The 13,059-nt window shown below is 67.6% G+C and carries 8 protein-coding genes; 5 read left to right on the top strand and 3 right to left on the bottom strand.

What is annotated here, in order from left to right; all coding sequences use genetic code 11:
• Positions 1-20: 20 nt before the first annotated feature.
• A complete protein-coding gene (locus ACYVN4_RS02205) occupies positions 21-809 on the top strand; it encodes a hypothetical protein (protein WP_460717517.1) in 789 nt (262 codons plus the stop codon).
• Here ACYVN4_RS02205 and ACYVN4_RS02200 read toward each other — a convergent pair whose 3' ends face one another.
• Positions 810-1,340 (bottom strand): VOC family protein, encoded by a 531-nt coding sequence (locus ACYVN4_RS02200; protein WP_460717516.1) that lies wholly within the window; start codon positions 1,338-1,340, stop codon positions 810-812. It lies immediately after the preceding gene.
• A 146-nt stretch (positions 1,341-1,486) separates the two neighbouring features.
• Here ACYVN4_RS02200 and ACYVN4_RS02195 point away from each other — a divergent pair, with 146 nt between their 5' ends.
• Complete coding sequence (locus tag ACYVN4_RS02195) at positions 1,487-5,155, top strand: ABC transporter ATP-binding protein (protein WP_460717515.1); 3,669 nt, start codon at positions 1,487-1,489, stop codon at positions 5,153-5,155.
• Positions 5,156-5,267: 112 nt separating this feature from the next.
• Complete coding sequence (locus ACYVN4_RS02190; protein WP_460717514.1) at positions 5,268-9,026, top strand: multifunctional oxoglutarate decarboxylase/oxoglutarate dehydrogenase thiamine pyrophosphate-binding subunit/dihydrolipoyllysine-residue succinyltransferase subunit; 3,759 nt, start codon at positions 5,268-5,270, stop codon at positions 9,024-9,026.
• An 81-nt stretch (positions 9,027-9,107) separates the two neighbouring features.
• On the opposite strand, the gene ACYVN4_RS02185 is transcribed toward ACYVN4_RS02190, so the two are convergent.
• Positions 9,108-9,734 carry a Uma2 family endonuclease gene (locus ACYVN4_RS02185; RefSeq protein WP_379362448.1) on the bottom strand — a complete coding sequence of 209 codons (627 nt, stop codon included), beginning with the start codon at positions 9,732-9,734 and terminating at the stop codon, positions 9,108-9,110.
• A gap of 291 nt (positions 9,735-10,025) precedes the next feature.
• Here ACYVN4_RS02185 and ACYVN4_RS02180 point away from each other — a divergent pair, with 291 nt between their 5' ends.
• Positions 10,026-10,718 (top strand): PadR family transcriptional regulator, encoded by a 693-nt coding sequence (locus ACYVN4_RS02180; protein ID WP_460717513.1) that lies wholly within the window; start codon positions 10,026-10,028, stop codon positions 10,716-10,718.
• Positions 10,719-10,803: 85 nt separating this feature from the next.
• Positions 10,804-12,303, top strand: a complete 1,500-nt coding sequence (locus ACYVN4_RS02175; RefSeq protein ID WP_460717512.1) for a DHA2 family efflux MFS transporter permease subunit — start codon at positions 10,804-10,806, stop codon at positions 12,301-12,303.
• Positions 12,304-12,367: 64 nt separating this feature from the next.
• Here ACYVN4_RS02175 and ACYVN4_RS02170 read toward each other — a convergent pair whose 3' ends face one another.
• Positions 12,368-12,988: a Uma2 family endonuclease gene (locus ACYVN4_RS02170; protein ID WP_460717511.1), complete on the bottom strand. Its 621-nt coding sequence runs from the start codon at positions 12,986-12,988 to the stop codon at positions 12,368-12,370.
• Between the last annotated feature and the right edge of the window lie 71 nt (positions 12,989-13,059).

Raw genomic sequence — 13,059 nt, 5'->3', positions numbered from 1 at the left:
GCTCCGCGAAAGGACGCTGCATGAACCTGACGCTGCCGCCGGTGGTGGCTCGGGCCGCCAATTCCGAAGTGCGCAAGGTGACTTCGGTGCGGCTGAACTGGCTGATCGGCGGCGGAGTCGTCGTGGTCGGGGTGCTGGCGTTCGTGGGGCTGGGCGTGGGGTTCCGGCCCGGCGGCGAGCACGCGCAGGGGTTCAGCTCCGGTGCCGGGTGGGCCGCACTGCTGACCGCCTGGGTGCTGGTGCTGACGGTCGCGGCGGCAGCCGCCTTCGGGGCGCTCGGGTCCGCCACCGAATTCCGCACCGGAGCGGTCGCGCTGACCTCGCTCTACACCCCCGACCGCACCCTGCTGCTGGGCTCGAAACTGGCGGTGGCGGGCGCGTTCTCACTCGGCACCGTGATCGTGATGGAGATTCTCGGCGGGGCCGCCATGCGGCTGTCCGGCGGCTCCCGGGTGCCGATGGACGGCGGCTTCTTCGGCGTGCTGATCGGGGTCGCGGTGGCGGCGCTGTGCTGGGCGGTGATCGGCACCGCGCTGGGCTTCGTGCTGCGCTCCCCCACGCTGGCGCTGGCCGCCGTGCTGGGCTGGGCGATTCTGGAACCGCTGGTGTGGATCACCCTGCGCGCCATCGGATTCGGCGGACTGGCCGCACTGTTGCCGGTATCGGCGACCGTCGGCACCATCAGCGGCGGGCGCTACGCCAAGGCCGCGCTCATCGCGCCCACCCCGGCGGCCATGGCGCTGTTGGTGCTGTGGAGTGCCGCGGCGGGTGCGGGCGCGTGGTGGCTGTTCACCCGCCGCGATATCTGATCAGGCGCGATCGGCGAACAGGCGACGCCACACCTCGTGATCGGTGCGCGGACCGCCCGGCGTGTCCGCGCCGTACTTCGCGATGAGACCCGGCAGGTCCAGCGGCACGCTCGGCGCGGTCATGGCGGCCAGCTCGGCCTCGATCGCGGCATCGGGAACCAGCCAGCAGACCTCGAATTCGATGCCGTCGGGATCGGCGGCGTAGAGCGCCTTGGTCGACGCGTGATCCGACGCACCGGTGAGCGCGCCCGCCTGCTCCAGCGCCTCGCGAACCCGGGCCAATTCGCTCAGGGTGTCCACCTCCCAGGCCAGGTGGTAGAGGCCGACCCGGCCGGTGCGATGCGCGACCGACGGGTCCGGTGACCGGAACAAGCCCAGGTCATGATCGTTCGCCGAGCCCTCGGCCTGCAGGAACACCGCTCCCGGGAAGCCTTGCAGCCGCCGGAAGCCCAGCACGTCGCAGTAGAAGGCGGCGGAGCGTTCCACATCGGAGACGAACAGGACGGCGTGATTGAGACGCTGAATCGGCATTCCTCCAGCCGACCACGCCGGTGCCGCGCCCGCAAGGCACCGTCCCGACGTGGAAAAGCACTGTCGCACCCTGCGGGCACACTGGAAGGCTGGAACCGGGAACAAAGTTGGGGGTGGGGGGGATTGTGTTCTCCGGAATGAAATCGATGGATGAAGCACAGGATCGCGGCTGGTTGCGCCGACTGTGGCAGCGCTGCGCGGGGCACCCCTGGATGTTGACCGGGCTGGGGCTGGCCATCGTGCTCGGCGCGGTGGTCGAGGTGACCGGGCCGCTGCTGGCCAAGCACGCGCTCGACGGCGCGACCGCCGGGAACACCGGCATCATCGCGGCCATGGCCGGGGCGCTGGGCGTGCTCGCGGTCGGCCGGTTCCTCGCCTCCTTCGGACGCCGCATGCTCGCCGGGCAGCTCGCCCTGGACGTGCAGCACGAACTGCGCGTGGATCTACTGGGTTCCTTGCAAAGGCTCGACGGTCCCGGGCAGGACCGGCTGCGCACCGGGCAGGTCATCTCACGCTCGATCAGCGACCTGTCCCTCGTGCAGGGCCTGCTGTCCATGGGCCCCTGGTCGGCGGTCGCGGCCCTGCAGTTCGTGCTGGCCGCGGGCGTGATGCTGTGGCTCTCACCGCCTTTGGCGCTGGCCGCGCTGCTGGTGGTGCCGGTGCTGGCGCTGGTCGTCTACCGGGTGCGGCCGCGGCTGTACGCGGCCACCTGGTCGGCGCAGCAGCGCGCGGCCGACCTCGCCCAGCACGTCGAGGAGACCGTCACCGGCGTGCGCGTGGTGAAGGGCTTCGGGCAGGAGGCCCGGATGGTCGACGTGCTCGAGACGCACGGCCGCAAGCTGTACGCCGAACGCATGCGCGCGGCCCGCATCGACGCCCGCTTCAGCCCCACGCTGGCCACGATTCCGCAGGCGGGACTGGTCGCGGTGATCGCCGTCGGTGGGCTGCTGGCCTTCCACGGCAGCATCGGGCTGGGCACCTTCCTGGCCTTCGTCGCCTACGTCTCGACCATGACCAATTCGACCCGCATCGTGTCCTACGTGGTGGTCATGGCGCAGTTGACCCGCGCGGCCGCCGACCGTGTGCACCAGGTCATCGACAGCGCGCCCGAACACATCGATCCCGAACATCCGGTGGCCGTGCCGCAGGGTCCGCTGGGCATCGACATCGAGGACCTGACCTTCGGATTCGAGCCCGGCAGGCCGGTGCTGCGCGATTTCGACCTGAAGATCGCGCCCGGCGAGACCGTCGCCATCATCGGGCCCGCGGGTTCGGGCAAGTCGACACTGAGCCTGCTGCTGCCGCGCTTCTACTCCCCCGAATCGGGGCGGATCAGCCTCCACGGCACCGACTCTCGCGTGGACATCGCGGACATGAAGGCCGCCGACCTGCGCGAAGCGGTCGGCGTGGTCTTCGACGAGGCGTTCCTGCTGTCGGACACCATCGCCGCCAATATCGCGTTGGGACGGCCCGAGGCCTCCGAGGCGGAGATCCACGCGGCCGCCAAACAGGCCGCGGCGGACGAGTTCATCAACGGTCTCGCCGACGGCTACGACACCGTGGTCGGCGAACGCGGACTGACCCTGTCCGGCGGTCAACGTCAGCGCATCGCCCTGGCGCGAGCCCTGCTGTCCGACCCTCGCATCCTCATCCTCGACGACGCCACCTCGGCCGTGGACGCCGTCACCGAGGCCGCCATCTTCGCCTCGCTGCCCACGGATTCCGGCCGCACCACGCTGATCCTCGCCCACCGCGAATCCACTCTCGCCCACGCCGACCGCGTGATCCGGCTCCCGGCACCGGACACCCGTCATCCCGGCACGCTTTTGGCCGGGATCCAACGCGCAGGTGTGGATTCCGGCCAAGAGCACGCCGGAATGACGGGGGATGCCGACACCGACCAGGACACTCCTGAAGAGGTCCGGCGGGTGCTCGGGGATCTGCCGCCCGCGACCGAAAGGCCCGGGCTGGACGCGGCCGCACTGCGCGAGCCCGATCCGGGGTTCAAGCTCACGCACGCCCTGCGGCTGGTGAAATGGCTGGTCGCCGGGACCATGCTGCTGCTGGCGCTGGATGCGCTTGTCGGCGTGGGTTTCCCGTCGATCGTGCGGTACGCGGTGGACTCCGGAGTCGGCAAGCACCACGGTTCTGCGCTGGTGCAGGCCACCGTGATCGGCCTCGTACTCGTCGCCTTCGGCTGGCTGGTCGCGGCCACCTCGCTGCTGTGGAGCAATCGGGCCGGGGAACGGGTCCTGTTCGGCCTGCGGGTGCGCAGTTACGCGCATCTGCAGCGGCTGGGTCTGGACTTCTACGAGCGGGAACTGTCCGGCCGCATCATGACCCGGATGACCACCGACATCGACGCGCTCTCGACGTTCATGCAGACCGGTCTGCCGGACGCGCTCATCGCGCTGCTGACGGTGGCCGGAATCGCGGTGGCGCTCACCATCATCGACCTGCAGCTCGCCACCATCGTGTTCGTGACGCTGCCGCCGCTACTGCTGGCCACCTGGTGGTTCCGCAAGGTGTCCGATGCCGCCTACAGCGCGGCACGCGAGCATTCGGCCACGGTCAACGCCGATTTCGCGGAGAACGTCTCGGGTCTGCGTGTGGTGCAGGCGAATCGGCACGAGGCGGACGCGGCGCGCCGGTTCGCGGGCTATTCCGACAATTTCCGGGTCAGCCGGATGCGGGCGCAGCGGGCCATCGCCACCTTCTTCGCCTTCGTCGGCATGTGGGCGGATCTGGCGCTGGCGTCGGTGGTGTTCACCGGGGCGTGGGCGGTGGCGCACGGATCCACCACGCCGGGCACGCTGGTCGCCTTCGTGCTCTACCTGCAGCTGTTGTTCGGGCCGATCATGCAGCTGTCGCAGCTGTTCGACGGATATCAGCAGGCGCGGGTCGGGTTGCGGCGCATCGGGGAACTGCTGCGCACCCGCTCGTCCATCGCGCCGGATCCGGCCGAACCCGCGGTCATCGACGGGCACCTGGGCGGCCGGGTGGACTTCGAGAATGTCCGATTCCAGTACCCGGGCGCGATCAAGCCCGCGCTCACGAGCGTCGATCTGACCATTCCGGCGGGCGGCAGCCTGGCGCTGGTCGGCGAGACCGGCGCGGGCAAGTCGACCATCGTGAAACTGCTCGCCCGGCTCTACGACATGCCACGAGAAACCCTGTCGGGTGACAGAAATCACGACAACTCCGGCGTGATCCGCGTGGACGGCGTTGATATCCGCGACTACCGGCTCGGCGAGTTCCGGGGCCGCCTGGGCGTGGTGCCGCAGGAAGCTCACCTTTTCACCGGGGACATTGCGAGCAACATTGCATTTGGGAAACCGGATGCCACCCCCGCGCAGATCGAGACGGCCGCCACGGCGGTGGGCGCACTGGCAACCATTCAGGCACTCCCACAAGGAATGAACCAGCCGGTCGGTGAGCGGGGACGCGGCCTCTCCGCCGGGCAGCGGCAGCTCATAGCACTGGCCCGCGCCCAGCTGGTCGACCCCGATCTCCTCCTGCTGGACGAGGCGACCGCGGTGCTGGACCCGGCCGCCGAGGCATCGGTGCTGGTCGCGAGCGAATCCGTGACACGCGGTCGGACCTCGGTGATCGTGGCGCACCGGCTCGCCACGGCCGCGCAGGCCGACCGGATCGCCGTGGTCGAGCACGGGACCATCAGCGAAATCGGCACCCACGAGGAACTGCTCGCGGCGCGCGGCGCGTACCACCGCCTCTGGGCTGCGGCCCAGGCGATGGAAGGAATATTCTCGAGCGAGGACGAGTCGCCACGAGAAAATGTGCCCGCTCGGTGGTAGCCATGCCCGACAGCGAACAAGGGTGGGCATATCCTCAGTGGGGGCGCATCGGCGCGCATCCGCCGATTACCCGTGCCGGGCACGTCACAAACGTCGCAGCGCGAAGAACGAAATGAGGCGAACACCTGCTGTGAGCAGCTCAACAGACCAGTTCGGACAGAACCAGTGGCTTGTCGACGAGATGTACCAGAAGTACAAGCAAGACCCCTCGTCCGTCGATGAGAGCTGGCACGAGTTCCTGGCGGATTACACGCCGGAGAACACGGCCGAGATTGGTAATAACAGCCAGACGGCCGCCGCCGTCGCTCCGGCAGTAGCCGCCGCGACCCCCGTCGCCCCCGTCGCTCCCCCTGTCCCCACCCCCGCTCCCGCGCCCGCGCCGACCCCGGCCCCCGCGCAGGTCCGAGCCCCCCAGACGACTCCCGCGCCCGCGTCCAACGCGGCCCCGACCTCCGGCGGTCCGAAGCCCGCCGCCGAGGACGAGACCAAGATCCTGCGTGGCCCCGCCGCGGCGATCGTCAAGAACATGTCGGCCTCGCTGGCCATCCCCACCGCCACCTCGGTGCGGGCCATCCCGGCCAAGCTGATGATCGACAACCGTCTGGTCATCAACAACCACCTCGCCCGCACCCGCGGCGGCAAGATCTCGTTCACCCACCTGCTGGGTTACGCGATCGTGCAGGCCATCAAGTCCTTCCCGAACATGAACCGGCACTTCGCCGAGGTCGACGGGAAGCCGAACGCGGTCACCCCGGCGCACACCAACCTCGGGCTGGCCATCGACCTCAAGGGCAAGGACGGCAGCCGATCGCTCGCGGTCGCGGCCATCAAGAACACCGAGGTCATGACGTTCGCGCAGTTCCACAGCGCCTACGAGGACGTGGTGCGCCGCGCGCGCGACGGCAAGCTGACCAACGACGACTTCTTCGGCGTCACCATCTCGCTGACCAATCCCGGCACCATCGGCACCAACCACTCGGTGCCGCGTCTGATGCCGGGCCAGGGCGCGATCATCGGCGCGGGCGCCATGGAGTACCCGGCCGAGTTCCAGGGCATGAGCGACGGTCAGCTGGCCGAGCTGGGCATCGGCAAGCTGATGACCCTGACCTCGACCTACGACCACCGCATCATCCAGGGCGCGGAGTCCGGCGACTTCCTGCGGACCGTGCACAACCTGCTGATCTCCGACGAGTTCTACGACGAGATCTTCCACGGCATGGGTGTCCCCTACGAGCCGGTGCGCTGGCGCAAGGACATTCAGGAACGCGGCATCGACAAGTCGACCCGTGTGCAGGAAATGATCAACGCCTACCGCAGCCGCGGCCACCTGATGGCCGACACGGATCCGCTACGGCTGGTCAAGGACAAGTTCCGCTCGCACCCGGACCTGGATGTCACCCAGCACGGCCTGACCCTGTGGGACCTGGACCGCGAGTTCAATGTCGCGGGCTTCCACGGCCAGGAGCGCATGAAGCTGCGCGACGTGCTGTCCATCCTGCGCGACGCCTACGCCCGCCACGTGGGTGTGGAGTACACCCACATTCTGGATCCCGAGCAGCTCAAGTGGATTCAGGAACGCGTGGAGCAGAAGCACGCGAAGCCGACGGTCGCCGAGATGAAGTACATCATGTCGCGCCTGAACGCCGCCGAGGCGTTCGAGACCTTCCTGCAGACCAAATACGTTGGCCAGAAGCGCTTCTCGCTGGAAGGCGCCGAGTCGGTCATCCCGATGATGGACGCCGTCATCGACCAGTGCGCCGAGTACGCCCTCGACGAGGTCGTCATCGGCATGCCGCACCGCGGTCGCCTCAACGTGCTGGCCAACATCGTGGGCAAGCCCTACTCGAAGATCTTCACCGAGTTCGAGGGCAACATGAACCCGGCCGCCACCCACGGCTCCGGCGACGTGAAGTACCACCTCGGCGCGCGCGGCACCTACCTGCAGATGTTCGGCGACAACGAGATCGAGGTCTCGCTGACCGCCAACCCGTCGCACCTCGAGGCCGTCGACCCGGTGCTCGAGGGTCTGGTGCGCGCCAAGCAGGATCTGCTCACCAAGGAAGACATCGTCACCCTGGGTGAGGAGAACCGTTCGTTCTCCGTCGTGCCGCTGATGCTGCACGGTGACGCGGCCTTCGCCGGCCAGGGTGTCGTGGCCGAGACCCTGAACCTGTCGGGTCTGCGCGGCTACCGCACCGGCGGCACCGTGCACATCGTGGTGAACAACCAGATCGGCTTCACCACCGCGCCGGAGTACTCACGCTCCACCGAATACTCCACCGACATTGCGAAGTTCATCGGCGCGCCGATCTTCCACGTGAACGGCGACGATCCGGAAGCCTGTGTGTGGGTGGCCAAGCTGGCCGTCGACTACCGGCAGAAGTTCGCGCGCGACGTCGTGATCGACATGATCTGCTACCGCCGTCGCGGCCACAACGAGGGCGACGACCCGTCGATGACCCAGCCGGGCATGTACGACGTGATCGACACCAAGCGCTCGGTCCGCAAGGCGTACACCGAGTCGCTGATCGGCCGTGGCGACATCTCCATGAAGGAAGCCGAAGACGCCCTGCGCGACTACCAGGGCCAGCTGGAGCGGATCTTCAACGAGGTGCGCGATCTGGAGAAGTTCCCGCCGGAGGCGTCGGAGTCGATCGAGGAAGAGCAGCAGCTGCCGCCGAACCTCATCACCGCCGTGGACAAGACGGTGCTGCAGCGCATCGGCGACGCGTTCGTGAACGTGCCCGAGGGCTTCACCGTGCACCCGCGCGTCAAGCCGGTGCTCGACAAGCGTCGCGAGATGGCCTACGAGGGCAAGGTCGACTGGGCCATGGCCGAGTTGCTGGCCTTCGGCTCGCTCATCGACGAGGGCAAGGCCGTGCGTCTGACCGGTCAGGACTCGCGTCGCGGCACCTTCTCGCAGCGGCACTCGGTGATCATCGACCGCAAGAACGGTGACGAGTACACGCCGCTGCACAACATCGGGTCCAAGAACCCGGGTTGGTTCGCGGTGCACGACTCGGCGCTGTCGGAGTATGCGGCGGTCGGCTTCGAGTACGGCTACTCGCTGGGCAACCCGGACGCACTCGTGTTGTGGGAGGCGCAGTTCGGTGACTTCGTCAACGGCGCGCAGTCCATCATCGACGAGTTCATCTCCTCCGGTGAGGCCAAGTGGGGTCAGCTCTCCGAGGTCGTGCTGATGCTCCCGCACGGTCACGAGGGTCAGGGCCCGGACCACACCTCGGGTCGTATCGAGCGGTTCCTGCAGCTGTGTGCCGAGGGTTCGATGACGGTGGCGGTTCCGTCCACCCCGTCGAACTACTTCCACCTGCTGCGTCGCCACGCCCTGGACGGCATCCGTCGCCCGCTGGTGGTGTTCACCCCGAAGTCCATGCTGCGCAACAAGGCTGTCGTGTCCGAGGTCGAGGACTTCACCGACAACAAGTTCCGCACCGTGCTCGAGGAGCCCACCTACGAGTCGGGCAACGGCGACCGCTCCAAGGTCAAGCGCGTGCTGCTCACCTCCGGCAAGATCTACTACGAGCTGGTCGCCGAGAAGAACAAGCACAACCGCGAAGACGTGGCGATCGTGCGCGTCGAGCAGCTGTACCCGATCCCGAAGTTCCGCCTCAACGAGGCCCTGGAGCAGTACCCCAACGCCACCGATCTGGCGTGGGTCCAGGAGGAACCGGCCAACCAGGGCGCCTGGCCCTTCTTCGGCCTCAACCTCCCGGAGATCCTCCCGGCCCGCTTCGGCAAGCTGCGCCGCATCTCCCGCCGCGCCATGTCGGCCCCGTCCTCGGGTTCGTCCAAGGTGCACGCGGTGGAGCAGGCCGAGATCGTCAACGAGGCCTTCGCCCCGACGGTCTAACCCACCGCGAAACCCCCTGCGGGGCCGGATCTCTCCCCGAGATCCGGCCCCGCAGCCGTTTCAGCGCGTACAGATCAAGGGTCAGCGCACGAGCTGATTCAGCCGAGCCCAGTCCACTGTGATGGAGATCGGAACGTCGAACACCGCGGGCTCCTCCGACCACTCCAATTTCTGGTGGGGGCGGTACTGATTCAGCACGTGGTCGAGCACATATGTCTGAACAGCCGACACCGCGTTGTCGGCGATGTAGACGATCCAATACCAAGGGATTCCAGCGAGTGCGTACTCCGCGAGTTTGTCCGCAGTGTCGACCCGCTCCGTGCCGGGCGAGATGACCTCGATGACCAGCTTGACCATCGACGCGGGGAGAGGTCGCAGGTCCGGCGGCGCGCATTCGATCAACGCCACATCGGGCCGCCTAATAGTTGCTCGAGGCAGTTCCCACAGCAGCACATCGAAATCCGTGTCTACATCCAGGCAGCCGTCGTTGAAGCGGCCCATGTGCGACTCTGCCGCAGTTTCGATCATGTCGGCAATTCGCCGTGCTGCCTTCTGATGTGGCCTGGTCGGAGCCTCCGCCCGCACCGCTTCACCATTCACCACCTCCACCAGGCGGCAGAAGTCCTCGGGTAGCTTCTTCCAGATCTCAACGGTGATCGGCGCTGGCTGCAGGTTCTCTTCCCGCGCCCAATCGAGCACTTCAGACATGGCGTGCTCCTCGCACTCCGGCATTGACAGCTCGATCCTATAGTCCCTGGCAGACACAATCCGGCGATGGACGAGCCAGCCCGCCGAGTGTTACTCGGCGAACCGCTCGGCGTCGGGTACCCGCAAGTGGCCACTCACCGGCCGAATCCGCCTGCTGCGCAGGGGAATCGCGAAAGTTGATGCTACCGAGACGTTTTCGCTCGGGCGCGGTGGAGCGGGCGGGGCGGGTTGCTTTGGGGATGTTCCGCGTCGTATATTCCACGTGGAATATTTGGCGCGGAGGAGGCGACGGTGATCAAGCGGCAGGCGGTACCCATGCTGACGCCCTTGGCTATCGCGGTGCTGGCCTTGCTCGAAGAGGGCCCGATGCACCCGTATGAGATGTATCAGGTGCTTTTGCACCGGCATGAGGACGAGCTGGTGAAGATCAAGCCAGGTTCGCTGTATCACACGGTGGCGCGGCTGGCCGAGCAGGAACTGGTTGTCGCCGAGGGCACCGACCGGGCCGGGAACCGGCCCGAGCGCACCATTTACCGCATCAGAACCGCTGGTCGCGAGGCTTTGCGCAGCCGGGTCGCGGAGATCCTGCGGCAGCCGGTGAACGAGTACCCGGTGTTTCCGGTGGCCTTGGCCGAGGCGCACAATCTGCCCGTGGACGATGTCGTCGCGCTGGTGCGCGAACGCGTCACCTGGATCGAAAGCCGGATCGCCGAGCTCGACGCGCTCCGTGGAATGGTCCTGAGCCGTCAGGTGCCACGCCGCTTCTGGATCGAGATCGAGTACATCCGCTCGGTCCAGGCGGCCGAGGCCGGATGGCTGCGGGGCTTCATCGCCGAACTCGAGAGCGGCGAACTGGACTGGACCGATTTCTGCGCCGAGACCGGCGAACGCCGGGAACCGCCCGCAGTGACCATGGGGGCCGACTGGGCCGCAGGACTCAGCGACGAGGACCTCGCCGCCGTCCGGAGGGGTGGTGCCAAATAGTTCACCACCGCGCGAAGCGGTTCCCCCACTTCCACTTTCCCCGCAGCCGTGCGCGGCCGCCCTTCCGAGACAGGAATCGGAATCCATGAGTACTCAACGCAATCCGTGGCTGGGGCTATACGCCCTGGTCGTCGGATTCTTCATGATCCTGCTGGATATGACCATCGTCGCGGTGGCCAATCCGGCGATCATGAAGGACCTGAACGCCGATGTCTCCAAGGTCATCTGGGTGACCTCGGCCTACCTGCTGACCTACGCGGTGCCGCTGCTGGTCACCGGCCGGCTCGGGGATCGCTACGGCCCCAAGAACGTCTACCTGGTCGGCCTGGCCGTGTTCACCCTGGCGTCGCTGTGGTGCGCCAAGTCGAACACCGTCGACATGCTGATCGCGGCCCGCGCCGTGCAGGGCCTGGGCGCGGCGCTCATGACGCCGCAGACCATGGCGGTCATCATGCGCACCTTCCCGCCGGACAAGCGCGGCGCGGCCATGGGCCTGTGGGGCGGCGTGGCCGGTCTGGCCACACTGGTCGGCCCGATCCTGGGCGGCGTGCTGGTCGACTGGCAGGGCTGGCAGTGGATCTTCTACGTGAACGTGCCGATCGGCATCATCGCGTTCGTGCTGGCGGTCTGGCTGGTGCCGTCGCTGCCCACCCATCAGCACAAGTTCGACTTCGTCGGCGTGGCGCTCTCGGCCGTCGGCATGGGCCTGCTGGTGTTCGGCATCCAGGAGGGCAATACCCACCACTGGAATGCCTGGATCTGGACCATGATCGTCGCGGGTCTGGTGGTGCTGGCGCTGTTCGTGGTCAACCAGGCACGCAATACCGGTGAACCGCTGGTGCCGCTGAGCCTGTTCAAGGACCGCAACTTCGCGCTGGGCAATGTGGCGATCGCATCCATGGGTGCGGCGGTGACGGGCGTGTTCGTGCCCGCCTACTTCTACCTGCAGCAGGTGCACGGTCTGACGCCGACCCGCTCGGCCCTGGTGTTCGCGCCGATGGCCATCCTGACCGGTATCTTCGCGCCGATCATCGGCAAGATCTCGGACAAGACGCCGCCGCGCATCATCCCGACCATCGGTTTCGCGCTGTTCGCGGCGACCCTGTTCGGGTTCGCGGGGCTCATGAAGCCGGACGGCTCGATCGCGGTGTTCATGATCGTCGGCGGCCTCGCGGGTATCGCCAATGCCTGCATCTGGGCTCCGTTGGGCACCACCGCCACCCACAACCTGCCGGTGCAGCAGGCGGGTGCGGGCGCGGGCGTCTACAACACCACCCGGCAGGTCGGGTCGGTGCTGGGTTCGGCCGCGATCAGCGCGCTGCTGTCCTCCCGCATTGCGGCGCAGGGACTTCCGAGCGGACCTATCGGTGAGGGCGGCGGTGGCGGCGGTCTGAGCCACATCCCGGATCCGGCGCAGAAGGCGGCGCTGCTGGAGAAGATCAGCACGGCGCTGAGCCAGACCATGTACCTGCCCGCCCTGATCCTGCTGATCGGTGTCGCCGCCTCGGCGCTGTTCATCGGACACGGCAAGAAGGCCGGTGGTCCGCAGAACGATATGGCGAAGGCCAATATCGGGGCGCACTGATCCGACGCGTTCCGAAAAGCGCTGTCCACCGGGTTCTCCCGGTGGGCAGCGCTTTCTCATACGGTCAGAGGATGAGCCCGATGAGCCGGGTCCAGTCGATGCGGATCTCGATGGGCATATCCATCAGGGTCTCGCCGACGAAGGGGTGCAGGCGGCGGTGCGGGCGGTAGTGCCCGAGCACCAGCACGTGGGTCTGGATGGCGTGCACACGGTCGCGGTCCATGTAGACCAGCCAGTACCAAGGGATTCCGGCGAGCGCGTATTCGGCCTGTTTGTCGGTGGTGTCGACGCGTTCGGTCGCCGGGGACACCACCTCGATGGCGATCTTCACCCGGGGCGCCTGGATCGGCCCGACATCGGCTGGGGCGCAGGCGAACAGCACCACGTCGGGACGGCGGATGGTGAGCCGCGGGGATTCCCACAGCAGCACGTCCTGGTCGACGCCGACGTACAGCCAGCCGTCGTTGTAGCGGCTCATATGGGTTTCGGCGGCGGCCTCCAGCATGGAGGCCAGGCGGCGGGCGGCATTGCGCTGCGCCAGCGGTGGGTGCTCGGCACGCACCACATCGCCGTTGACCACCTCGACCAGCCGGCAGAAGTCGCGGGGCAGCTTCTTCCAGACGTCGAGCGTGATCGGTTCGGGCTGCAGGTTTTCCGCCCGCGCCCATTCCAGTACTCCGGTCATGCGCGCTCCCTCGACTCCTGAATCAGGTTCGGCTCGTGGATCGTGCGGGCTGGGCGACGACTGCCGCGCCG

This window comes from Nocardia heshunensis (genome assembly GCF_054782115.1).
Note: the sequence above shows the minus strand (reverse complement) of the source record. Positions and strands in the feature narration are given on the sequence as shown.